Genomic DNA, 22233 nt, shown 5'->3' with positions numbered 1-22233 from the left:
GGCTGACGGCGGAAAGCAGATTTGCTCGCCAGCGTTGTTGAAAAAGAGGAGAAAATCCCGTCAGAGGCGCGGAATGTCGCTCAGCAGGCCCGTCACCAGGACGTCCTGGCCCAGCGTCTCGACGGTCACGTCGCGCAGCTCTTGAGCTTCATTCATGCGGCGGTCCGGCGACGTAAGCGGCGACAGGCCACCGCCCAGCAATTTCGGGGAGATAAACGTCCGCACCTCGTCCACCAGCCCGGCGTCCAGCAAGGTGCTCAGCAGGCCAGGGCCGCCCTCCAGCAGCATGCTGGAGAGCCCCAGGTGTCCCAGTTGGGTCAAGGCGCTCTGGGGCGTTTCGGCGCGTACGACGGTGATGCCTGAGGCCTCGAAGGCGGACACGGCGGCGTCTGGAGCCGTCACGAGGACGCTGCCCGGACGCCAGGCCTGGGCCTGGGGGTTGGACCGGGCCTGGCGATCAAACACGACAGCGCGTGCGTAGCGGCCCCCTGGGACGCCACGGGTGGTGAGGGCTGGGTCGTCCATGTTGAGAGTGCCGCTGCCGACCGCCACGGCGTCCAGCTCGTTGCGCCAGACCATGGCCCGCTCCCGCGCCGCCGCGTCGCTCACCTTGCCGTTGCCCTCGCCCACTGCCGCCACCTTGCCGTCGAGGGTCATCGCGTACTTGGCCACCACCCACGGGCGGCCCCGGACGATCACGCTGCGGAAGCCCGCCTGTTGACGCGTCGCCCCGGCTTCTAGGATCCCCACGCTTACGTCGATCGCAGCGTCGCGGAGCGCCTGCACACCGCGCCCGGCCACCCTGGGGTTCGGATTGAGGGTGGAGACCACCACCCGGCAGACCCCCGACGCGATCAGAGCGTCCGTGCAGGGCGGGGTGCGCCCGTGATGACTGCACGGTTCCAGGGTGACGTAGGCGGTGGCGCCGCGCGCGTGCGCTCCTGCCCCGTGCGGGGCGAACACTTCCGCGTGCGGTTCGCCGGCCCTGGGATGAAAGCCTTGTCCCACCACCTCATCGCCCTGAACAATCACGCAGCTCACAGGGGGATTGGGGGCGGTTCGCCCGAGGCCTCTGGGGGCCAGGTCCAGCGCGAGCGTCATCCAGCGCTCGTCGGCGGACAGGACCGCTACCACCCTATCGGGCGGCGCATTCACTGTATACATGGGTTGTCGTCACCCACCGGGGTGGCGAGGTGACGTTCCTCCTTCTCTCATCCGGACTGTGACCGTCGGCTCCCGAAGTTCGCGGGATCGGGCCGGCGCGTGGTGCAGTTTGCGCGGGCTTCGCGGGCTGAGGCCTAGGGCCATCACCGCCGGTAGGGAATTTCACCCTGCCCCGAAGGAAGCGGCCCACCCGGAAGCGGGCCACAGTGACGGTAGCAGCTTCGGGGAAAGACAATGTAAGCCGTGCAGACAGCCTCTCCACCAGCGTCCGATGACGAGACTTGACGGTTCGTCTTCGCACGGCAGGTAGAAAGCCACCTTGTGGCTTGTCCCAGTGGGAACCATGCATCCCTCGCCCCATTGGTCCTGTCAGACATCAGGCCCCGTTGGTGTAGGCAAATGCAAATACAAGGGCGTTTCCGTCGCGTGACCTTGCGCGTATTCGGTCGGCCAGGGCACAAAACCTTCCGACGTCAACAGCTGCCCACGGCTTGATTCTCGTGCCGATGACTGGTCGCGATGACCCCCACCTCCGGGTCGGGCCGCAATCGGCGAACGGCTTCGCGCACCGTCACTCGCGCGAGTCTTCGGCCTTGAAAGCGGCGGTCGATCATCAAGCGCAGCACGAAGCCCACACCGGCAGTGACCTGCAGCATCACGAAACCGGCCATGGGCGTGACGGGCGCCTCAAAACCGAGACTGCCGTCGTCGTACACGCCGAAAGGGCGCAGGGCCGAGTTGAGGTAAGCCTGCGCGCGCGAAAGGACGTTCGGGGCGACGAAAGCGCGTTGCGGCTCGTCGAATTCCAGCGCCAGACACTCGGCCAGGTGATGGGACGTGATCGGGCGAAAATGAACGCGAAACATGCCGGGTGGTCCTCAAACGCCTCCTGGTGGCGCGGGACTTGCTGGGAATGAGGGATGGAGCCGTCGCAACCTGATCCGTGCGTCTTTGGTCCGGAAGTGCCAGATAACCTTGGGTCGCTGTCGATTACCCGCATCCTGCTACGCCGTTACCTCTCGTTCCAGGCCATCTTTGCTCGCGATCCGGCGGTTCAGGCATTGCGTGGCCAGCGCAACGAGTTCGATCGCCACGACGTTCCACCATGAGGCGGGCTCGGGCATGTAGTTCGACTTGACGCGCCGGGCGATCCGTCAAGCGATTTCAGGTTTAGAGTGCTCGTAGAGGCGTTCACGCTATGGGTGTTCAGGTCGTCCGCGACCGACACGCCCTTCCCGACACGCCGATGCACCATCTCGACCGCTCGGCGAAGTCTACGTTAAGCCGTCTTTCGGAGTCACGATGCGGTTGTGAGCAGGCTGATCGTAAGCGTAGACCTCGAAGTGGAGTGCGAGGCGCGCCTGAGGACGGGCGGAAGACAGATGGCTGCAGGCCACGGACGAAGACCAGGGGAGGATCGCTGCTTCGTCCCCGGGCACAGATCGAGACGCCATGGACATTCGCTATACGTCATGGGTAAGCAAGCCAGGGGCGCATGGCCAGAAGGCCATGCGCCCCGTCGGCCGAGCCAGTTAGCGGCTGGCGTCTTTCTCGCTGGCGCTCTCATGGAGTTCGGCTTTACCGCGGTCCACCATGCCCTTGCCCTTTTCTACCGCGCCCTCGACCGGGTTGTCCGTGGTTTCGGCCTTGAAATCGTGCCCTTCGGCGCGGGCGCGGTCCGCGCCTTCATTCACCTTGTGCTTCACGCTGTCTACGGCCTCGCCCAGGCGTTCTCCTATTCCTTTCTTGTCGTCACTCATGCTTGGAGTGTAAGCAAGCAGGGTCACGGGTGGATGGCAAAATCCTCAAGATGCACAGACCTCAGCATCAGCTGTTGAGCGTTAATTTCTGCGCTGCACGTGGGTTGTCTCCAAGGCGAGTGGATTTAAAGCAGGAGCAAGTAACCCCTGAGTCCTGCCGACTGAGACGGATTTAGAAGGTTGACGTTATCAGAGCCGGCCCAAGCGGTCGCCTTCTATAGAGCTGCGGCGCCAGCAAGCTCCCGGGTGGTTCAGACAGAGCTCCGCTCTTCGCCAGGTTAAGTCAGTGTTGTGGCCCATCTACGAAATCGGTGCGTCGGTCAGATCTGCTTCCTTTGGGAAGCCTTGCCCGATCAGACTCCAGCCCGCCAGCGCAGCCAGCCCCACCAGCAGGGACCGGATAAATCCGCCACTCCAGGTATAGAGCAGGCCCACCCCGAACGGCGTGACCGCCTGGGCCAGATTAACCGGGCGGGCAAGACGCCTATTGACTGTCCCGAACAGCCCACCGGGTAATGCAGCGCAAGCAGTTCGGCCCGGGCTAGCGTCAGCGCGCCGCTGGCGAGGCCGAACGCCACGATTCCGACGGCGCTGAGTGCGGTGGAGGGCACGAAGTGGAGGGCTGCTGTGCCGGCGCCCATCAGACCAATCAAGCCTAGCGTCAGGGGCCAGACGCCTCAACAACGGCAGGAAGACGATGCGCCCCGGCAGGGCTGCTAGGCCCAGCAACCCGGTCAGGCCCGCCGTCACGGCGGGCGGATGTCCGGCGGCCAGCAGCAGTGGGGCAAGTTGCAAGCCCACGCTCACGGTAACGATTCTGGACAGCGTGAACGACATGGCCAGTCGCCCGAACAGCAGCCCAGGCGTGAACGCTTTCAGGGCAGACGACGGAGTAGAAGGTGCGCGGTCTGGCACCGCCCGCCAGACCAGGAGGCCGATGAGCAACAACAGCGCGGACAGTCCCAGCAGCGCGGCAGTCAGCGGCACGAAGACGGTGCTGGCGAGTCCAGCGATCGGTGTGACTATTAGCGTGTCGGACTGCCGGGCCGACGCACCTGCCTGCTGCCCCAGAACCGTGAATACCGCCTCGTAAAAGGTCAGGCCCATCGCCACGCCTGCGAGCAGCCACACCACTTCAAACAGCGGATAGAAGGACATCAGTGCCAGCAACGCGAAGGCCAGACTGCCCAGCAGTGCCCCCGCCCCCAGCCAGCGCCCGCCCTGTCCAGCATCCAGGATCCGCCCGAGCGCCGGGGCCAGCCCAGCGGTCAGCAGCGCCAAAGTGAAGGCCAGACTCGTCTGGGCGCGGTTCCAGCCATACGCGTTTTCGAAGGCCACTGCCAGCAGCGGCTGCGCGTAATACAGCGCGCCGTAACCGACGGTGGCGAGCAGGGCCAGGGTCCAGACCACCTGGCGCTGCCGGGCCGGAGATGGCGAATTCACTCCAGGCGGATCGGGGTGGTAGCTTCGGCAGGCGACGCCGTGGCTGGGCCGCAACAGCCGCTGTCCGGGGCGCACCTTTCAGTGGCTGCCATCTCACCAGCAGGGAAGCCGCAGGCCTCGCCCGCCTTGCACTGCACGCCGGGTTGCCGCAGATGAACCACCAGGCGCTCGGGCTGTACCTCCAGTTGGGTGACGTGGTATTGCAGCGCTGCCGACTGGGCATTGCCGTACTCGAAGCGCACCTCGGCCTCGGCGTGCACCTGAATCCTGGCGGTCACGCGGTCAAAGATGGCGAGGAATTTGCGATTGGTCATGAACCCGCCTGCGGCGTCCTCAGCCGAGCCGTCCATCAGTTGAATCACTGTCTCGCGCCATGACGCGGCCCTGCCGCCGCAGTCCATTGCCTCGACGCTGACCGCCTTGATTTCGGTCACGTGGTAACCGGCCGGGACCAGGGTCTCACCCTGGAACTGGAACACCATAGGGCGCTGGGGGAGGGCACGCAGTTCGCTGAGCAGGGCGGCCGTGGTGGTCTGGTCGGTGAGGCCGGGAATGGTCTGGGTCATGGCGGGGCTCCTTCAGCAGGTGGTGCAGGGCGCAACCGGGGCGGGGACGGAGGGCACACGGAACAGGCGGCGCCACGCCAGGCGGGAATGGTGGCCCCGCGCCTGCTGGACTAGATGGGCGTGATGGGCATCCTGACGAAGGGTTGCAAGGTGGTCCAGAGCGGCGTCGAACAGGGTGACAGGGTTCATAACTCCTCCGTTGAGGTGACTTGCGGGGCCTGAATTTGAGGGCGTGGCGTGGCAGGAGCGCAGGAAGAAGCTGAACCGACATCTGCCGTCAGACGGTCGATGAGGGTCTGAACGGTCCCGAGCCCGGCGCGGCTGAGGGCGTAGTGCGTCCAGCGGCCGCGTCTCTCGGCGGTGACCAGACCGGCGTCGACAAGCAGGCGCATGTGATGGCTGACGGTGGGTTGAGCGAGGCCGAGATGGTCCACCAGGTCACAGGCGCAGATCCCCTCACCGTTCTGACAGCAGTCCGGGGTGGCGGTAGCTAGAAAATGCAGGGCTTTCAGGCGGTGGGCGTCCCCCAGAGCCTTGAAGACCGTCGCGGCCATATCAAACTTCATGGCTTCATTCTGATCTATATATTCAAATATGTCAATATGAATATGGCAGTGCTGCCATCTGTGGGGACCGCGGTCAATGAAGCTCCACCTCCATGGAGCGCGCTGCCCCTCATCAAGGTGCTCAGGCTGACGCGTCCTGTGAAGATCACGGCCATTGGGCCTGTGCATTTGGGCGTTCCACCTCTTCACGGTGTCGTTGAATATGGTGGTGCGATTGATTGGGCCAGGCGGATGAGCGAGATCACTCACCGCCTCAGGTTCCAGGCCTACTTGAAGGTCAGGGTCATGAGGGCATCCCCGACAGGGAGAACAAGTGGCAGTCGTGTTCAGTCACGTTCTGGCCCCTTCATTCCATAGTTGTGCGGCTTCCTTCGCGCCCCCTGGGGCGTGTCTGTCCGCCCAGGGGCGGCGTCCACCTCGTAAGACACCGGGCGGAAGGACACACTCCAGGTGCCCCTCTTGCCTTCCAGCAGCACCCAGCGCGCCGATGGACTGCCGTCCTTCTGTCGGCTGACCGCGCCGGCATTCACCACCAGCGGCCCGATCTGCCGGAGGTGCTCCAGATGCGAATGCTCGACAATGACGACGCCAACTGCCCTCATACCTCCAAGGCGCCCAAGGATCTGTTCATCGCTGGCCCAGGCCTAGCCGTCGCGTAGCAGATAGGTCCAGGCTTTGTCCAGCGTGCCGTGCGCAGCGAGGACCTCGTCGTCGGCGAGGTTGACACTGGTCGGAAGGGCTGCGACGTACGTGCCCGCCCCGGCGGGCAACTGGCCGTGCAGCCAGGCCAGCATCTCCTGCTTCTCGGTGATCTCCGTCAACGGCTGCCGCAGCCGCTCGTCGGTGTCCCCTGGCACTTCTAGCACGCCGTACCTCACCCTGAGGTCCTGCTGCAGCTGCTAGGCGCCGGCGGGGTCTGCTCCACCGAACACCTGGTCATCGAGATTCACCCACGCGTCCGGCTGCTGGCGCTCGATCTCCCGCACCACCGCGTCCAATGCGAAGCGGTTGCCGTGCACGTCTCCGAACACGGCGATCCCCATGGTCGCCCCGGCACCCACTGCCTGACCTGAACGTCGATCTGAGCCCGCACCGGCGAAACACAGTCAGCCTCGTCCGTGCCAGTCATTGCGGCGGGATTCTCAAACGGCCGGAGCGCGAAGGGAAAGATCGCACAGTATTGTTCGGCCCGGTCACAGATCATGATCACTTGGCTGAAGTGTTGCCCCAATGGCGGCATGGTGCTTTTGGCGTACAGGTGGGCGCTCGAAAGCCCACGTTCGGCGAGCACCTGCCGGGTCAGGGGTTCACCTCGCCTAGACTAGCTCCGGCCCTGCGGACTGGACCTCAAACCGTTGCGGACCATGATGCTCCGACAGCACCTGAGCCTTCTGAGAGCGGGCGGTGTGGCCGGTACGGATGTACAGCATACCCGGCCGTTTCGTTATCACCCTCCAGTCCCCAGCCGCACCGCCAACGCCGCGAGAGTGAGGAACAGCACTGGCAGGGTCAGGACGATACCCACCTTGAAGTACTCCCCCCAACTGATCCGGACGCCTTTGGTGGCCAGCACGTGCAGCCACAGCAGCGTGGCGAGGCTCCCGATGGGGGTAATCTTTGGGCCCAGGTCATTGCCAATGACGTTGGCGTAGATCATGCCCTGCTTGACAGCGCCGGTGGCGGACGACGCATCAATGGCAAGCGCACCGATCAAGACGCTGGGCAAGTTGTTCATGACGCTGGCGAGAATGGCAGTGAGCACGCCTGTTCCCAGCGTCGCACTCCACAGGCCGCCTGCGGCAAAGCGGTCCAACACCCCCGCAAGCAGGGCTGTGAGCCCGGCGTTGCCCAGTCCGTACACCACCAGGTACATGCCCAGCGAGAAGAGAACGATCTGCCAGGGGGCACCTTTGAGTACAGCCCGGGTGCTGACCGTGTGACCGCGGGCCGCGACCACCCACAGCAGGGCGGCACCGAGGACGGCGACGGCACTCACCGGAATCCCCAGGGGTCCCGCTGCGAAGTAGCCGATCAGCAAGACCACCAGGACGATCCAGCCCACCCGGAAGACGTTATGGTCGCGAATGGCGGTGCCTGGCCGTTCCAGGACCGCCGGATCGTACTGCGCGGGCAGATCATGCCGGAACATCACATACAAAACGCCCAGGCTGGCTAGCACCGCCGCGAGATCGACGGGCACCATGACGCTCGCGTACGCGCCAAAATTCAGGTCGAAGAAGTCCGCACTGACGATGTTCACGAGGTTGCTGATCACCAGCGGCAGGCTGGCACTGTCCGCAATAAAGCCGGTTGCGAGGATGAACGCGAGCGTGGCCGCCGGGCGGAAACCGAGCGCGCCCAGCATGGCGAGCACGATGGGGGTGAGGATCAGGGCGGTGCCGTCATTCGCGAACAGGGCACTCACGGCGGCGCCCAGCAGGATCACCAGCGGAAACAACCGTGCCCCACGGCCGCCGCCCCAGCGGGCGACGTGCAGCGCGGCCCATTTAAAAAATCCGGCTTCGTCGAGGATCAGGCTGATGATGATCAGGGCGACGAAGGTGATCGTGGCGTTCCAGATGATGTCCCATACAGTGGGAATGTCGGCGAGGCTGACGACGCCGGTGAGCAGGGCCAGCAGTGCGCCGAGGGTAGCACTCCAGCCAATGCCGAGGCCGCCCGGCTGCCATTTCAGTTTGGGTTGCCAGATGACCAGCACGAGGGTCAGTAGGAAAATCAGTGTGGCGGGCAGCATGAGCCTACTGCGTGCTTACGGCGGGGCTGTCGGCGTAGGTGGGGGGCACGTCACGCCCCTCCTGAAGGGCCTGGACAAACGTGTCGAACTGAACTTCGAGCTGATCACGCACTTCCCGCCAGCGTTCCAGGCTGCCCCCACTGGGATCGACGAAAGGGTAATGCCGCCGGGTGGTCTTGCCAGGGTAGACCGGGCAGGCTTCGGCAGCGCTGTCACAGATGGTCACGACATAGTCGAAGTTCTGGGCGTCCGGAACGTCAGACAAGGTTTTACTGTTGTGGGTGGACAAATCCAGTCCGATCTCAGCCATCACGGTCTTCGCGTCGTCCTTCACCCGCGTGGCTTCCGTGCCGGCGGAATGGACGTCCAGGCTCAGACCGAGGCGCCGAGCCGCCTCGCGGGTCAGGGCTTCGGCCATCTGGGAGCGGGCACTGTTGTGGGTACAGAGGATCAGGACGCGGATCACACTCTTAGCATATCGAATTGTTTTGATGCGTCAAGGCGTCATTGCCCTCAAAGAGATCAGTCAGCAGCCGTCCACCCAGTTGATAGAGCGTGGGATGAATTAATCTGTAATAGACGTTCTTGCCGCGCTGTTCGGATTGAATAAACTCCGCCTCCCGCAGGATGCCAAGATGGTAAGACACCTTGGACTGCGGCAGATCCAGCAGGGCTTCGAGGTCACAGACGCAGTACTCGCCCTGGGCCAGGTGCCGCACCAGGGAAAAGCGGATCTCGTGAGACAGGGCCTTGAGCTGATCCAGAGCGGTTGGCGCGGCCACAGCAGTCATGAATCTATTCTATTCAATTGACTGTGGGTTGAATGGGCATCCTGGCGCTCCCGACTTGCGATCAGCCCAGAGATCCCTATTTTTGGCATGGGGAGTGCATGCAAGGGGGCCTCACCTCCGGTGCTGAGGGTTTGAACGCCTGAACCTGCGCGTCAGCTCCCTCCTTTTCGGGCTGCGCGACCACCGGCGTAGCCTCCTGAATCAAGTGGGCCAGTTGCTAACGGCGCGCACTCTGGGCGCTCTGGGCTTCGGCCACATCCTCGGTTATCTGATTGGGTTGCTTGCCCTAGATCGGCCACCGCGGCGTCACCCCCAGTGCGCCTCGTCTGCAGCCGGGTTCCTAGGCTTGCCGCATGTTCATTTGCGCACGGCAGGTGTTGAGCCAAACGGCCATCAGACGTTGTCAGAGGGTGAGGCCAGAACTGAAAGTGCCGGAATGCTTTGCCTCTGGCCGGGAATGTCTGGCCAAAAAGCTGACTCGAGATCGAATGGGCTTTCTCAATGGCTCACCCGAGACGATCAGTCACGGCAGGCGCCCGGGGGCGCCGAGAACGCAAGCCTCCAGCAACAGGTTGCCCTGCTCAAACTTCATGCGTTCCAGCATTCTGCCTTCCCCTCCTTCTTAAGGAGAAGTCAGGTCCAGATCAACAGTGGCCATACCAAGAAAAACGGCTGGGCGCGGGATGATGCACGCGTAAGAATCCAAACTCTTGCAGGAGGTTCACCAATGAACCAATACGCGAGAACGACTCTGCTGGTGCTGGCCTTTGGCTTTGCTTCTATGCCTGCGCGGGCGCAGGACACCATCACGACGGAGACCACGGTGACCACGTAGGACGATGACACAGCATGGACTGGGGCTGGCTGGTCTGGCGGGCCTCCGGCGGCGTGAACCCACCGTCGTGCGCCGGGATCAAACAACAGCATCGCGGTCCTGAAAGATACTCACCCTCAGGCGGCCTCTGGGCCGCCTGTATTCGTAGAGCCATGACATCAACTGCAGGTGACAAGCTGTTCGCCGGTGCGCGGCGTCCTGCCAAGTGCAGCGAGTGTGTCTCAGCTCCCCGACTCGGGCGGCAGCGGGGCCAGGATGGGCCGCCCCAACTCCGGCCAGTGGGTCCGGCGCCACTGCAGCTCTATCAGCAGTGCTTCACGCTCCATCTGCCAGCACAGCAGAGTGTCCAGACGGCGCTGAAGAGCCGTCATGCGAGTGGCGAGGGCAGCGAGGCGCCGCTCCTGCTCAAGACCCATGACTCTATGTTGGAGAGTCGCACAAAGCAAGGGGCCTGGGAAAGATAAAGCCCACTTCGAACAGGCTTAGTAACCCGCTGAAAGCCTTAAGAGCTCTTCATAAAGCTCAGTGCGGGACCTGAAAGTGTGAGCCTGCGTCTCGTCTGACACACCACCAACATCGTCTTAGGGTTCCCTCGCCTCACCTCTTTCTACTGTCCTATGACCCCTCAAGCCGAGTTCTTCCTACCAGATGCACTCGACGCCCGCACCGAGTGCATGTCGTTTGCTGTGGCGCGACGTTATATCAGGGAGGCCGGGTTGATTCGGCTCAATACCCTCGAACACATCATCCAGGATGGACGGGGACGGCTCGTGGTCACGCAGGCGATCCGCCAGGTGGTGACCGCCACTCTCCGGCAACTGAGCCCCCCTTGCTGGGACGGCCTAGTGTCCTGAGCGAGGTGTACCGAGCTAACCTAAAGGGTATCGTCGAGTCGGGCCGGGCGCAGATCCAGATTGCCCAGCAGCTACGCCTGATCATTCAAAAGACCCTGGCGCAGATTCGCGGAACGCCGTTGGAGCATGTGAGTGCTCACCAGCCTGGGCGAGTCCGTCTATCAGCAGGTGCAGGATTTCGCATTTGTGCGAAGCTTCGGCCTCAACCGTGGCTAGCCAATGATGCGGCGACGGCTTACGGCGCCAGGCTGACGGTGAGGTCGGCGAACAGGCCGTAGGACGGCGACTCACGGAAGGTGATCGTGGTGCTCGGTGCGTAGGCGCTCTCATTGCGTCCCATCAGCACCATCGGGCGGACCGGACCGCCCGTCGGAACATACCGGGCCGTGACGACGTACTTCCCGATCGGGATATCGCGGACCATGGTGTCGTCCCGGTGGCGCGTGATCACCGATCCGACACTGCCATCGATCAGCGGGCCAGTGGGGGTCAAAGTGAACTCCACCTGATCCATATCGAAGTCTCCGCCGGCCTCACCGAAATACGGGTAGAGCTTGCCGCCGTACTCGCCGCCGCCTGGCCGCTCGCCGGAGATCCGCAGCGTGAAGTTACGAACCGCGCCTTGGTCAGTGGCAAAAGCCGCGTTGGTGTCCGGAACGAGCGACAGTTCGTACCACTCATTGGCGTACTTCGTCTTCACGTGCCCACCGGCCCGCCAGGTACCGGGCTGATTGCGGGGCAGGGCAATGGTGTAGCGGCCCTGCGCGTCGGTGGTGCCGAGGGCATTCATGTCGTAATAGAGGGTGTTGTCGGCCCAGACCTCCGCCCCCGCGATGGGCTGTCCGGCGGCATTCTTCACGGTGCCGGTCATGGTGTAGGGTGCGGCCTGCCCAGGCTGTCCGGAGCCGGGGATGGAGGGCGGGGGGGTGTTCCCAGCCTGGGTGCCGCCGCAGGCACCGAGCAGAGCGGTCAGGACGAGGGCGGCGATGATGCGGGTGGTTTTCGTAGGCATGGTGGTCTCCTTGCGCCTCAGATGCAGGCGTGCTGAGACCGTAGCGGGCTGAGGATGGCTGGCCAATGACATGTCCGAAGGGCGTCCATATCCTGGTTGGAAAGGTCTGGAAACAGTGGCCATATGGCTGTTGAGTCGCCGTGCGGTGGTATGGGACGTCCTCAAGGGGTAGCGGGGGCTCTTCCACGTCCCTTGGTTTGGCATCCTCTTGCGGCGGCACAGGATGGCGATGGACGCCCCAGCGTCAGGGAAATTGAAGGGCAACTGAAGACTGCCGCGTCATAAGTGCAACAGCGGTACCGTGCTCGAGAAGGTCGGGGATCTCCCTCTGAACGGCAGTCACAGACTCAACAAATAAAGCCGTCGATCTGGGTTGGTCATGGCTTCAACCGGAACATCGTCGGTTGAAGGCCATTCCCGGTCGGCTCAGGCGCACTCCTACTAGGAGCAAACTTGATTTCCACAACCGGAGGGTTTGGTGCCTGACCTGAACACCACCATCACGCTCATGGAACAGTTTTGCTCACCGCCTTGACTCAGGGGGAAGCGCTGGGACAACCACAGCGTGGAACTGATGACATTCAGTGGACAACGGTGGCAGGAGAGCTTGCGGATAAGCACAGCTCAACAGCCTGCTGACGTTAAGTTGCCAGAATCCCTGAGACCTTGCCCCGGGATAAGCAGGTTATGATCCGCTCTTAGAGGAGATGCCCTGACGTGCACTGCTTCAGAAGTCGAAGAGGCGGCCCAATACTCGGAGCACGGCCCAGATTGGGTGAGGAATGAAGAGCAGGAGTCCGGCCAAGCTCCGAGCACACCAAAGGTCTCCGCCACGTCCGGACGTGGCAGGCTGTGTTCCGCTGTCCTCACTTCATGAAGTTCTGGCGAGTTGTCGCTAACTGAGCGCAATCAAGTGATCATCCTTCAGAGCGCAGCCGCGCACCTTCCATCAGTCGTTCTTGGGCCTGAAATTCACCATCTGCGTCCAGACTGCGTCGATGGCCGTTGGCAACAGCACCACCAGATCACCGGCAGCTGCCAGCCTGAGGGTGGTTTCGACCGCCGAGTGTTCGTCCATCGCCCGATGAATCCGGTCAGCGGGAAAGCCTCCCATCAGCGCCCCCTCCGTCAGTTTTTCCAGTACGTCCCCGGCGGGCCGTCCACGTCCGTCCGGAGGCTCACGGAAAATGAGCTCGTCAAAGACCTGGGCAGCCACCTGACCCAACTCGAAGATATCCGCATCTCGGCGGTCCCCCGGAATGCTGACCATCCCCAACACTCTGGCATGGTCCACGCGCAGCTTCTGAAGCAGGTCACCCAACGCCCTGAGTCCGGCGGCGTTGTGGGCGTAGTCCAAGATGACACGGAAGGGATGGCCATCATAAACATTCACTCGGCCAGGGGCTTCCTCGAAGGACGAGGTAAAGTTCCGGAGCGCCCCGGCGATCTCCTCGGGAGAGACGCCGTGCGCCACACATGCCAGTGTCGCTGCAAGCGCGTTCTGGACGTTAAATGTCGCCTGCCCCTGCAAGGTGGCCGGGATGTCAGCGGTCCGTATGACTGGCAGATGTTGCCCAGCCTGACGCAACACGATCCACGCTTCGCCGTCGCTGGTCTCCTGAACTGCGGCCAGGCCACCTTCCGAGACGTGACGCTGCACGGCAGGCGGCAGATCGTCACCATACAAGGAGAACAATGCCAGGTGACCCCCGGCCCGCCGCGCCATCCGTAACGTGAGTGGATCGTCGGCATTTAGCACGCTGGTGCCGCCGCGGCACACGACGTTCACGATCACCGACTTGACTCGCGCCAGGTCTTCCAGAGTGTGGATGCCCTTCAGGCCCAGGTGATCGGGCTGCACATTCAGCACCACGCCCACATCACACTGTTGGAAGCCCAGCCCTTCACGCAGCAGCCCACCTCGCGCAGTTTCCAGCACGGCCACGTCCACCGAAGGGTCCGCCAGCACCAGTCGCGCGCTCCGCGGGCCGGTCGCGTCGCCCTCCGCCACAAGTTGGCCTTCCACATAGACTCCACCTGTGCTCGTCAGGCCAACCGTCTGTCCCTGGTGCGAGAGGATGTGGGCGATCATGCGGGCGGTGGTGGTCTTGCCATTGGTGCCGGTGATGGCCAGGATCGGAATCTGGCTGGGTGTACCACGTGGATACAGCACGGCCATCACTGGGCGCGCCACCGCCCGTGGCTGACCCTGAGCCGGATTCAGGTGCATCCGGAAGCCAGGAGCGGCGTTGACCTCCACGATGCCCCCGCCCGTTTCGCGCACGGAGTGGGAAATGTCTGGCGCGATGAAGTCTATGCCGGCCACATCCAGACCGATGGTGGTCGCTGCGCGCCGCGCGAAGAAGGCATTGTCCGGATGAATCTCGTCCGTCTGGTCCACAGCAGTTCCGCCGGTGGAGAGATTCGCCGTCTCGCGCAGCGTCACCGTCTCCCCGCTGGCCGGCACGCTGTCCAAGGTATAGCCGCGTTTGTCGAGCAGTGAGCGTACCTGGGCGTCTACCGTAATGCGCGTCATCACCTGCTCATGACCCACACCGCGGCGGGGGTCGCGGTTGACCTCTTCGATCAGTGCCTGCACTGTCTGTACGCCGTCACCAGTCACCCGGGCCGGCATGCGTTGCGAGACAGCGACGACCTGTCCACCCACCACCAGAATGCGGTAATCGTGACCTTGGTAGTACTGTTCCACAATGACCTGCGCCGAATGCTGCGCGACACGCTTGAACCCGGTTCGAACCTCGGCGGCATTCTGCAAGTCCACGCTGACTCCGCGCCCGTGAATGCCATTCACTGGTTTGATGACCACGGGGAATCCCAGTTGGTTGGCCTCCTGTACGGCGGACTCCACATCGCGCACCACGGCCCCGCGCGGCACTGGTACGCCTGTCTGTTCCAGCAGCGTCTTGGTCATGGCCTTGTTGCCGGCAAAAACCACGGCCAGGTGTGGGGTGTCGCCGGTGATGCTGGCGCGGAGCCGTTTTTGCCAACGTCCAGTCCCCAGGACCACCATATTCTGCTCGTCCAGGCGCTGGACTGGTATGCGCCGGCGCCGCGCTTCTTCCACCAGGGCGTGAGTGGTCGGTCCGAGAGCTCGCTGCTGCGCCAGCTGTTCCAGGGCCGCCAGCATGGCCGGAAGATCGAAGGTCTGGTGGAGGTCAGGAGACTCAGGGCCGGTGCAGATTCGGTTCAGGCCCTGCACGCCGCGCAGCTCAGGAGGCAGCAGGCTGTCCACGAGTTGCAGGGCGATTCGTCCGGCCAGCAGGGCCACCTGTTCATCCTGATAGGCGAACAGAACGTTATAAACTCCTGGCTGTGAGCGGACGCTCCGGGTCTTGCCGCGTGTGGCCCGGTGGCCCACCTGTGTCTGAAGTTCAAGAGCGACATGCTCGGTGACGTGTCCAAGCCACGTGCCTGTCAGGAGACGTTCAATGAAACCGCCCGGGCGATGAAGACTGCAGCCGTGCTCCTTTAAGCCCGGTAACAGGGTCAGCAGACGGGCGTTGAAGTCCGGCAGGAGATGTGATGGCCATTCTTCCAGGGCCCCAAGATCCAGCGTCAGCCGCACCATTGGAAAGGCGCTGTACAGGTGAGGACCACGGTAGACTCCTCGGTCAAGCACGCGCATGGATTGGTTGGGTGACTGCGGCAAAATGACTCCTTGTTCGGCCGATTTCTCCGGCCCCGTGCTCTGGAATGAAGTTCACTGTACTGACCGAGTGCGGTCAGGCGGTAATTGACGGCTGTTAAGCCAGCAGGCCATGCGGAGAATAATCTGCGAATGGGTCAATGGCGGTTGTGGCAAGGTCTTGGTAGCAGGAAGGTAAAGATGACTTGAAGCTCAGACTGCCTTTCCGTAGCCCTTGTGAGTCTTTGACACGAAAACCTTGCACTCGGTCCGTCACAAACAGTGCGAAGTGTGAGGTCTTGACTGCCCTTCAGAGAATGTTTACCACTCAAGTCAGCTGTGACGGTGCCAGCCTTTTTGTTGATGTGTTGATGTCCCTTCGTCGCCCCAGGTGGTCCGGTTCTGGCAACTGACTGATCTGTGCGTTGCTTTGTAGCGTTGGCTGCGCAGAAGTGTTTTCTGCGAGAGCGTGATCGCTGGCTTGCTTCCAACTTATATTCGGATCGGTTGTGTTGCCTTAACTCGGCCTACGGCATGCGAAGGGCAGGGGTGGCCTGAGATTTAGGCCACCTTTGGAAGGCGACTCGCTGGTTCAGGTATGATGGAAAAGATTGGTAACTCGGGCAGCAGAATTATAACGCCCGTTTTCACCATCTGAACCCTTGTTGTCGTTCTTGACCGCGTGTGCGTCAGTGAGATGACTCGGTCATGTTGTTGCAGTGTGCAGTGAAGATCACCTGTTGACGGTGAACATGGACGGGAATCACGAGCTCCCGAATCGTGGCTCCAGCATTCCGCAGCTGATCAGTGTGACTCTGCTCTCCGTCTGCCATCCAGCTTGTGAGGCAAAACATCTGTGCTCCGGTGCTTGGCGATATTGGCACTGAGCTCTGTACCGGACACCTTGACTTCAAGCCGCGCCTGGTGCGGGGAAGGAATCTTCAGGAGCTTGACCAGCATGGGCAGCTTCGCGAGCATCCACCACAGCGCGTCGCAGAGACGTTCCGCACCATGCCGAACGAGGCTCATGGTCAGATAGTGCGTCTAGAGCTAAACGCCCACCTGTATACAGCTGACCCAGGGCAGGATGACCATCCGAACAGGCGTTGCAACGGTCGGGGTGAGTCAGGCCCATGCATCCCAGATCGAAACCGCGGACTTTGAGGCTGGAGAGTATCCACTCTGCTGACCAGCGCCCGTTAGAGAACGCAGGTGTCCCAGCCGCTGAACTCTATGGTCCATAAGGTGATGGGAGGGCTGGATGTACTAAACACGCTGCTAGCCGCCATCAATTTTCCTTTAGCACTCAGATGAAAGGTCCCCAGCACCTCTTGTGTTGATCCGCCCGAGGTTACACCATTTAAAAACCTGGCCAGTGTGTATGGTTCATCCGTGAGGCAGCCCACGACCGCATTTATGAGAACGCCGAACGAAATGAGTGACATCCAACTGAGCTACGCGAGGCCAGATGTAGGCTTCTTTTCCGCAGGCGCATGTCACATCCTAGGATTCGCCTTCTTGGAAAGGTATCCTCAAGTCGGCTTCCGGCTTCGATTCATTCGGCCCGCCCCTGAATTTCGTGGCTCTCATCTGTACGTTTCAAATGGCCAGCTTGCCTTTGATGCACAAGGCTATGTGGATGAAGATGAACTCTTGCGCCAGCATCATGACGCGCTTGCTTCTTTGCAACCTGGGTGGCGAGCAGACGTTATGGATGTGGAGGTCTGCCTCGCCGAGTTCTGTGCGATCAATAACCACCACGCGCCAGAATCCTTCCCCGAGGATGTGTGGCAACGAGCACAGCGCCATATAGCGCAGTTTCCTGCACTCAGGCGTGAGACTGAAAACTACTCTGGTGAGAATAAATAACTTTATCTGTAGATGGCGGTGTGGGTTTGCCTCCATGAGGTGGTGACGCAACCGGATATCTCGAACTCGCTGCCATGCCTTAGGCAGCTTTTCATTCAGCGCTCATACTGAGCGGGCCAAGAAACTTCCCGGAACGATGCGCCTCATTTATGCCTAACTTTAATCTAGTTTGACACTAAGTCAGATTAGTGATAATTCGTTGAAGAGTTACCCCCGGCCTGAACACTCGTCTGGAGATGACGGTTTGCAAAATTCCCGCCCGTTGCTGTGAATGAGTTGACTTGGCGCCGCCAACTGGAACACACCGCCACTTTGCCCACCGCGAACAGTCGTGGTGCCCTGATATAGCGGACCACGTGCAAAACGCGCTAGGACTTGCGTATAGTCCTGAATGACAGGGTGTGCGGCCAGCAGGTTCGTCCATATTGGGTGGCTGGACTCGCGCTGGATTTTTCAACAGGGGCAGGTCTCAGATGAAGCGGTTCAACCTGCCAACGCTGGGCATAAAAGCGACGGGTTCGTTAGGCAGACCGAGACTTAGCTTATGCGTAACCTAGCTGAATTCAGCCTTGCGGTGGAAGGAGACTAATCCCCCATTGACGCCCAGAAGCCCCTTCCTGGCCTTCCTGTGAGCAAGGATGAAAAAGCACGTGCAGGACGGTACAAAAAATTGGGATTCTAATCTCAGCAAAACTCGTGGAAATTTATTTCGCTTTGGGCGTAAAAGTTGTTTGCGGATGGTTTAGTGGAAAGCGAATTAGTGCGCGCGCTGAGCCCCATGTCGCTACACGGACTCCCCGGAGAAGTAGGTTGTTCTGGACAGCGACGTCACTTTGGACGGTGGCCTCCTGTCGGTACACAGCGGTGGCAATGACGGGCTGATTCAGCAGTTCGCGCACAGGTTAGACAGAACGCGATGGACTGCTTGATGAGGTTGTTTCATCAGGCAGTAAAAGTACTCTGGATGTGCTCTATGGTGTGGCGAACCGGGTGGTCCCGTAGAACTGCTCCGGCAATTCACAGCTTGTCAGTGAGGCAAGAGGTCGAGGATGCCTCTGCCCTTATCCACTGACGCCTGCCATGGCCAGTGTGTGAATCCTCTACCGTCCAGACGCATTGATAGGAAATCGGGAGTTGGAGAGCTTTGACCGTCTTGCGCCGCGTCAGCCTCCCCAGCGATTTGTTATTGCGCTGGCACGTGACGTGAGCGTCAGTCTTCCCCTGTCAGGAGTTGATGCCCTGAGAGCTTTACCTGCACCTCACTGTGCACTCGCAGCGCCTCCATAGGCTGAGGAATGACGGATGATCGAATGCACGATACGAAGGTTCCGAAGGAAGTCGAGGTTACTAATGTGGACCTTCAGTTTATGGGCCATACTGATGAACGCCAGGCTGCCCTCAAGGAAGCCAGAGCAGAAGCCCGTCTCGCGGACGAGTATCAAGAACTTGGCCTAGATAAGCAGGATGTCGCCTCTTCGGGCAGCATGATTACCAGCGACCCCGCGAGCACCACTCCCGGTGAGGAAACGACCGAGGAGAGCTGAACATTCTGGATCACCGGAGTCAGAAGCGCCTAGAAGGGATAGTCTATGGATTGGTCGGAGACAACCTATATGTGTGGATAAAGTTGGTGCTGTGACGAACTGACTCAATTACGCTCGCGCCGATTTGAACCGTGTCTTCAAGGGTTGTGGCAAGTGACTAAGTAGCGGAGACCGCAGCTCATAAGCTTCACGAAAGAGGCCGCCTACAAGGTTGGGCGGCCTCTCTCAGTCCATCAATCAACAAATGGACGGCCTTCTCATGGGACGAACATTGGTAAAGCGAGCATGCAGCTCGATAAACCCTTGAGGGCGTCCCCTTGGTTTGCAGTTGCCTTGTGGCCATTGGTGGTGCCATGTGAGATTGTTCAATCAGGTGATCGCAGTAAGCTGTGGATGCCACTGGGGCGTGGATCATGGGGCCATCGCCATGGCGTGAGGGGGTCAGGTCATCTGGTCTAGAGCTTGGCCTCGCCACCTGGCCGATGGCATACTTACAGCTACTGCGTAGACTGCCCGGCATGAACACGACCTGTCACCTCGTGCCGCTCCCTGCCGGCCGTTTGGAGGATCTGGGGCTGCTGTGCGTGTCCCCCCGAGAGCGCGGTGACCATCCAGGCTAGGCGCGAGATCTGCGAGACCACCTCGCCTGTTCGGAACGTCAGCTGCCCATTTAAAGCCGTGAGTGTGCGCCTCTACCTTCCGTAGATGCCTTTCACTCCCTGGTGACATAGAGAAGTGGTTTAACCCCTAGTTCTACACGAGGTGGCGTCGGCCGTTCGACTCTGCGCGTTGCCTTGTTCTGGCCTCATGGTGGAAGTGGTCAACACACTTGGCTTTCAACCAGGAGAATGCCGGTTCAAACCCGGCTGAGGTCACCACATGGTTCTGTAGCGCAGTAGGAGCGCGCCTAGTTGTCAGCTGGAAGGGCGCGGGTTCAAATCCCGTCAGAACCGCCAATTGCTCGGAAGATGGCGCTACTGGGACATGCGCCCGCTTAAGGGAGGTCGCGCAGAGGTCTGGTGCATCCCCGTTTTGCCTAAAGGAATGGCTGGACCTTCCTAGCTATGGTGGTTGTCGTCCAGTGGCAGGACGCCTGATTGTGGATCAGGAAACACCAGTTCGATTCTGGTTAATCACCCCAATCGTCGGGAAGGGGCGCGATCCTATAGCCCATCTGGTTTAAGGCCAGCGGTTCGCAAGGTCAACTCCTGGCGTCTCGAGCACGATGGACAGCGTGCCTTGAGAAAGGCGCGTCCGTGCTGTTGTGTCGAGGATCGGGCTAACGGTTCCTACGCTTATCGCAAAGCGGCTTCGAGAGCTTTTGCATTCAACTGTTCAACTGCAGCACGTTAACTGTACGTAAGGTCCTCAAGCTTTCCCACCCATATTTTCGGCAGATTATTATTGTCAGTCACGAAGCCTGTGCCAGCAGAATATCGAGTTCGCGCCACTTCTCCCCGAATGCCATCGGGAGGGGATGCCGGAGTTCCCGGTGGTCCCTGCATGAGTCGTGCGGTGAGATCGGTGGCAAGAATCACCCGTGGTGACGGGCGGAACATCGGCGTCGTGCTAGAAAGCCTGTTGCAAACGTGTGGGAATATAGACGCTCCGAAACCGTACTTTGAACGGCTATTGGTTACCTACAAGGTCCTGGGCGTCATGCATACGGACAAGCTCTGGAGCTTCAGCTCCTGACAAACTGTGGCCAATAATGACATGAACACAATGTGGAATGCTAAAGGCACTCTCTGGGGCTGTGATAAGCCCTGAGACCGCCCTTTAATATATTGACCGCCGATCTGAATACTCACCTGCCCCACTATGGCTCAGCTTCCCTACGATGCCCAGCTCACCCTGATCGTGGAGCGCACCACCTGGTTCGGCGATAACGCACTGCTCTGTTGTTCAGGGTGCGCTGTGTCGCATTCGCCTGGCCAGGGCCTGGAAATCAGTCAGGGGAACCCAAACCGGGGACGCTTGGTCGTCAATCTGGTGAAAAACGGGTGGCCGGACCTCCTACAGGCGGCGCGGTAAGGTGGAGCTTGGCTTCAGAACTTACCTTCAGTTGCCGAGCACGCCTATTCCGCCCATTAATGCATCAGTCTCCCGAAGTATCAGGCCACGAGGCTCAGATGACAAGTGGGTACTTAGCGGAATACCCGCACAGTCCCGCCCACAGGATCTGCGCTAGGCGTGGTGGCCACAATGGTGTTCCCGCTGTTGGCCAGCGCGATGAAGGTGTCCCCATTGATCTTGACATTGCCGTCCGCCGCACCACCGAACGTGGTGTCCTGGACCAGCGCCGCAGAGAAGCGGGCAAGATACGTTCCGTCCGTGTTGACTGAACTGAAGGCCTGATTGCCTCCCCCCACGATCACGCCACCGTCGTCCTGCACGGCCAGGGCGTAAATAATCGTTTCGGACTCAAGATAATTTTCGTCGTTGAAATTGAACACCACGCGCGACCCAGGCATGCCATCTGCGCTGAACTTCTGTAGAAACGCTCTGGCCAGGGCCCGCTGTGTGCTGCCGCCCGCGAGAAGTTCTCCGTCCGGCAGCACCGCCACCGTCCTGAAACCGCCGTACCCGTCGATGATCCCTTTTGCAATGCCATCGCCAGAAAATGAAGCGTCAAGCTGCCCGGATGAGCTGTAGCGAGCTAGCACGGCTTCGTCTCCGAACCCACCACTGGCCTGTCCTGCTACCACGATCTTGCCGTCAGGCTGAAGGGCCAGCCCCGAAATGAACTCATCGGAGATGCCTGACGCGTAGCTATATGCGGGCAAGTCTTCCAGGGCGGTGATTGCTACGCCGTTCTGACCGAAGCTAGCATCACGCGTGCCATTGCTTTGCAGGCGGACCAGCACGAAATCCTGGTTGAATTGCTGACGCACTCTGCCCCCCAGCACGATCTTGCCGTCCGGCTGCACGGCGACGTCCAGGGCCGACGAACCGAGTTCGCTGGTGTTTGTCCCTCCCAGCGGGAGTTTGACCACGCCGCCGGCACCGAAACTGGAGTCCAGGGTCAGATTGCTCAGGAAGCGGATGGCCGCCAGTTGACCGTCCACCTGACCTGCCACAATCAGCTTGCCATCGGACTGGCGCGCCAGTCCGTTGGCCTGCCCGTCAAACTGGTCGGTGCTTTGGGCCACCACCGCACCAGAGGCAGACAGCCGCGTGACCTTGAAGTTCTTGCCCACCACAGCCACGGCGCCGCCTGGCTCGGCCACCACGTCCACGCCGCTGACCTTGACTCTGCCGCCCTGCCCGAAGCTGGGGTCCAGGGTACCTGCAGGCTGAGCTGGTGGTGTACTGGACACGCAGGTGATCGTCGGGTTGGCCCAGTCGGCGTGATCGTAGTCGATGTTATCGCCCCCGTTGGTCACCACCATCCGCAGTTCCCGCGCGCCGGTGAGGTTCACGTTCAC

The 22233-nt window shown here is 61.2% G+C and carries 22 protein-coding genes, 3 tRNA genes and 1 riboswitch; of the genes, 7 read left to right on the top strand and 18 right to left on the bottom strand.

The window, feature by feature from the left end:
• Positions 1–60: 60 nt before the first annotated feature.
• Positions 61–1164 carry a bifunctional diaminohydroxyphosphoribosylaminopyrimidine deaminase/5-amino-6-(5-phosphoribosylamino)uracil reductase RibD gene (gene ribD / locus HNQ08_RS25095; protein WP_229790273.1) on the bottom strand — a complete coding sequence of 368 codons (1104 nt, stop codon included), beginning with the start codon at positions 1162–1164 and terminating at the stop codon, positions 61–63.
• Positions 1165–1199: 35 nt separating this feature from the next.
• Positions 1200–1348, bottom strand: a riboswitch (FMN riboswitch).
• Positions 1349–1637: 289 nt separating this feature from the next.
• Positions 1638–2030: a GNAT family protein gene (locus tag HNQ08_RS25090; RefSeq protein WP_184137970.1), complete on the bottom strand. Its 393-nt coding sequence runs from the start codon at positions 2028–2030 to the stop codon at positions 1638–1640.
• A gap of 96 nt (positions 2031–2126) precedes the next feature.
• On the opposite strand from HNQ08_RS25090, the gene HNQ08_RS25085 reads away from it, so the two are divergent.
• On the top strand, positions 2127–2273 hold the full coding sequence (locus HNQ08_RS25085; protein ID WP_184137969.1) for a hypothetical protein: 147 nt from the start codon (positions 2127–2129) through the stop codon (positions 2271–2273).
• A gap of 423 nt (positions 2274–2696) precedes the next feature.
• On the opposite strand, the gene HNQ08_RS25080 is transcribed toward HNQ08_RS25085, so the two are convergent.
• The 12 genes from HNQ08_RS25080 to HNQ08_RS25030 all read right to left on the bottom strand — a co-directional run bounded on the left by HNQ08_RS25080 (position 2697) and on the right by HNQ08_RS25030 (position 10296).
• The gene (locus HNQ08_RS25080) at positions 2697–2924 is read right to left on the bottom strand and encodes a hypothetical protein (protein ID WP_184137968.1); all 228 of its coding nucleotides are present in this window, start codon (positions 2922–2924) and stop codon (positions 2697–2699) included.
• A 300-nt stretch (positions 2925–3224) separates the two neighbouring features.
• Positions 3225–4367, bottom strand: a complete 1143-nt coding sequence (locus HNQ08_RS25075) for an MFS transporter (RefSeq protein ID WP_184137967.1) — start codon at positions 4365–4367, stop codon at positions 3225–3227.
• Complete coding sequence (locus HNQ08_RS25070; protein ID WP_184137966.1) at positions 4364–4933, bottom strand: DUF6428 family protein; 570 nt, start codon at positions 4931–4933, stop codon at positions 4364–4366. Before HNQ08_RS25070 ends, HNQ08_RS25075 begins: the two co-directional genes overlap by 4 nt.
• A gap of 12 nt (positions 4934–4945) precedes the next feature.
• Positions 4946–5122, bottom strand: a complete 177-nt coding sequence (locus HNQ08_RS25065) for a hypothetical protein (protein ID WP_184137965.1) — start codon at positions 5120–5122, stop codon at positions 4946–4948.
• Entirely contained in the window at positions 5119–5499 is a 381-nt protein-coding gene (locus tag HNQ08_RS25060; protein WP_184137964.1) for an ArsR/SmtB family transcription factor, read from the bottom strand. The genes HNQ08_RS25065 and HNQ08_RS25060 overlap by 4 nt, the downstream gene beginning before the upstream one ends.
• Before the next feature lie 326 nt (positions 5500–5825).
• Complete coding sequence (locus HNQ08_RS27710; protein ID WP_229790272.1) at positions 5826–6101, bottom strand: metallophosphoesterase family protein; 276 nt, start codon at positions 6099–6101, stop codon at positions 5826–5828.
• A gap of 42 nt (positions 6102–6143) precedes the next feature.
• Positions 6144–6365, bottom strand: a complete 222-nt coding sequence (locus HNQ08_RS27705) for a hypothetical protein (RefSeq protein WP_229790271.1) — start codon at positions 6363–6365, stop codon at positions 6144–6146.
• A 33-nt stretch (positions 6366–6398) separates the two neighbouring features.
• On the bottom strand, positions 6399–6530 hold the full coding sequence (locus tag HNQ08_RS28035; protein ID WP_268240037.1) for a hypothetical protein: 132 nt from the start codon (positions 6528–6530) through the stop codon (positions 6399–6401).
• Between the two features lie 416 nt (positions 6531–6946).
• A complete protein-coding gene (locus tag HNQ08_RS25050) occupies positions 6947–8254 on the bottom strand; it encodes an arsenic transporter (protein ID WP_184137963.1) in 1308 nt (435 codons plus the stop codon).
• A gap of 4 nt (positions 8255–8258) precedes the next feature.
• The gene (locus HNQ08_RS25045) at positions 8259–8720 is read right to left on the bottom strand and encodes an arsenate reductase ArsC (protein WP_184137962.1); all 462 of its coding nucleotides are present in this window, start codon (positions 8718–8720) and stop codon (positions 8259–8261) included.
• A 4-nt stretch (positions 8721–8724) separates the two neighbouring features.
• Positions 8725–9045 carry an ArsR/SmtB family transcription factor gene (locus HNQ08_RS25040; protein ID WP_184137961.1) on the bottom strand — a complete coding sequence of 107 codons (321 nt, stop codon included), beginning with the start codon at positions 9043–9045 and terminating at the stop codon, positions 8725–8727.
• Positions 9046–10101: 1056 nt separating this feature from the next.
• Positions 10102–10296, bottom strand: coding sequence for a hypothetical protein (locus HNQ08_RS25030; protein WP_184137960.1), 195 nt, complete (start codon positions 10294–10296; stop codon positions 10102–10104).
• A gap of 201 nt (positions 10297–10497) precedes the next feature.
• Here HNQ08_RS25030 and HNQ08_RS25025 point away from each other — a divergent pair, with 201 nt between their 5' ends.
• Entirely contained in the window at positions 10498–10734 is a 237-nt protein-coding gene (locus tag HNQ08_RS25025; RefSeq protein ID WP_184137959.1) for a hypothetical protein, read from the top strand.
• A gap of 235 nt (positions 10735–10969) precedes the next feature.
• Here HNQ08_RS25025 and HNQ08_RS25020 read toward each other — a convergent pair whose 3' ends face one another.
• From HNQ08_RS25020 to HNQ08_RS25010, 3 genes are all read right to left on the bottom strand, one after another.
• The gene (locus tag HNQ08_RS25020; RefSeq protein WP_184137958.1) at positions 10970–11746 is read right to left on the bottom strand and encodes a peptidase associated/transthyretin-like domain-containing protein; all 777 of its coding nucleotides are present in this window, start codon (positions 11744–11746) and stop codon (positions 10970–10972) included.
• 949 nt (positions 11747–12695) lie between these two features.
• The gene (gene cphA / locus HNQ08_RS25015; protein WP_229790270.1) at positions 12696–15416 is read right to left on the bottom strand and encodes a cyanophycin synthetase; all 2721 of its coding nucleotides are present in this window, start codon (positions 15414–15416) and stop codon (positions 12696–12698) included.
• 780 nt (positions 15417–16196) lie between these two features.
• Complete coding sequence (locus HNQ08_RS25010) at positions 16197–16421, bottom strand: hypothetical protein (protein ID WP_184137957.1); 225 nt, start codon at positions 16419–16421, stop codon at positions 16197–16199.
• Between the two features lie 405 nt (positions 16422–16826).
• On the opposite strand from HNQ08_RS25010, the gene HNQ08_RS25005 reads away from it, so the two are divergent.
• From HNQ08_RS25005 to HNQ08_RS24985, 5 genes are all read left to right on the top strand, one after another.
• Positions 16827–17261 (top strand): hypothetical protein, encoded by a 435-nt coding sequence (locus HNQ08_RS25005; protein WP_184137956.1) that lies wholly within the window; start codon positions 16827–16829, stop codon positions 17259–17261.
• Between the two features lie 1295 nt (positions 17262–18556).
• Positions 18557–18805 carry an M-like protein gene (locus HNQ08_RS25000; RefSeq protein ID WP_184137955.1) on the top strand — a complete coding sequence of 83 codons (249 nt, stop codon included), beginning with the start codon at positions 18557–18559 and terminating at the stop codon, positions 18803–18805.
• An 801-nt stretch (positions 18806–19606) separates the two neighbouring features.
• Positions 19607–19683: transfer RNA gene (locus HNQ08_RS24995), tRNA-Glu, on the top strand.
• Positions 19684–19686: 3 nt separating this feature from the next.
• Positions 19687–19761 (top strand) — tRNA-Asp (locus tag HNQ08_RS24990).
• Positions 19762–19872: 111 nt separating this feature from the next.
• Positions 19873–19946, top strand: a tRNA-His gene (locus HNQ08_RS24985).
• A 1006-nt stretch (positions 19947–20952) separates the two neighbouring features.
• Here HNQ08_RS24985 and HNQ08_RS24980 read toward each other — a convergent pair.
• Positions 20953–22233, bottom strand: a 1281-nt coding sequence (locus HNQ08_RS24980; RefSeq protein ID WP_184137954.1) for an NPCBM/NEW2 domain-containing protein, incomplete at its 5' end; no start/stop codon positions are given.

It is taken from the genome of Deinococcus humi (genome assembly GCF_014201875.1).
GTDB lineage: Bacteria > Deinococcota > Deinococci > Deinococcales > Deinococcaceae > Deinococcus > Deinococcus humi.
Note: the sequence above shows the minus strand (reverse complement) of the source record. Positions and strands in the feature narration are given on the sequence as shown.

What these genes read in the sequence shown, in the direction of transcription:
- HNQ08_RS25010 (WP_184137957.1), bottom strand. Translation starts at nt 16,421, where the DNA reads ATGAGCCTCGTTCGGCATGGTGCGGAACGTCTCTGCGACGCGCTGTGG.
- HNQ08_RS25030 (WP_184137960.1), bottom strand. Translation starts at nt 10,296, where the DNA reads ATGGGTCTTGAGCAGGAGCGGCGCCTCGCTGCCCTCGCCACTCGCATG.
- HNQ08_RS25070 (WP_184137966.1), bottom strand. Translation starts at nt 4,933, where the DNA reads ATGACCCAGACCATTCCCGGCCTCACCGACCAGACCACCACGGCCGCC.
- HNQ08_RS25080 (WP_184137968.1), bottom strand. Translation starts at nt 2,924, where the DNA reads ATGAGTGACGACAAGAAAGGAATAGGAGAACGCCTGGGCGAGGCCGTA.
- HNQ08_RS25050 (WP_184137963.1), bottom strand. Translation starts at nt 8,254, where the DNA reads ATGCTGCCCGCCACACTGATTTTCCTACTGACCCTCGTGCTGGTCATC.
- HNQ08_RS25020 (WP_184137958.1), bottom strand. Translation starts at nt 11,746, where the DNA reads ATGCCTACGAAAACCACCCGCATCATCGCCGCCCTCGTCCTGACCGCT.
- HNQ08_RS25025 (WP_184137959.1), top strand. Translation starts at nt 10,498, where the DNA reads ATGACCCCTCAAGCCGAGTTCTTCCTACCAGATGCACTCGACGCCCGC.
- HNQ08_RS25000 (WP_184137955.1), top strand. Translation starts at nt 18,557, where the DNA reads ATGACGGATGATCGAATGCACGATACGAAGGTTCCGAAGGAAGTCGAG.
- HNQ08_RS27710 (WP_229790272.1), bottom strand. Translation starts at nt 6,101, where the DNA reads ATGAGGGCAGTTGGCGTCGTCATTGTCGAGCATTCGCATCTGGAGCAC.
- HNQ08_RS25005 (WP_184137956.1), top strand. Translation starts at nt 16,827, where the DNA reads ATGAGTGACATCCAACTGAGCTACGCGAGGCCAGATGTAGGCTTCTTT.
- ribD (WP_229790273.1), bottom strand. Translation starts at nt 1,164, where the DNA reads ATGTATACAGTGAATGCGCCGCCCGATAGGGTGGTAGCGGTCCTGTCC.
- HNQ08_RS25040 (WP_184137961.1), bottom strand. Translation starts at nt 9,045, where the DNA reads ATGACTGCTGTGGCCGCGCCAACCGCTCTGGATCAGCTCAAGGCCCTG.
- HNQ08_RS25060 (WP_184137964.1), bottom strand. Translation starts at nt 5,499, where the DNA reads ATGAAGTTTGATATGGCCGCGACGGTCTTCAAGGCTCTGGGGGACGCC.
- HNQ08_RS25090 (WP_184137970.1), bottom strand. Translation starts at nt 2,030, where the DNA reads ATGTTTCGCGTTCATTTTCGCCCGATCACGTCCCATCACCTGGCCGAG.
- HNQ08_RS25065 (WP_184137965.1), bottom strand. Translation starts at nt 5,122, where the DNA reads ATGAACCCTGTCACCCTGTTCGACGCCGCTCTGGACCACCTTGCAACC.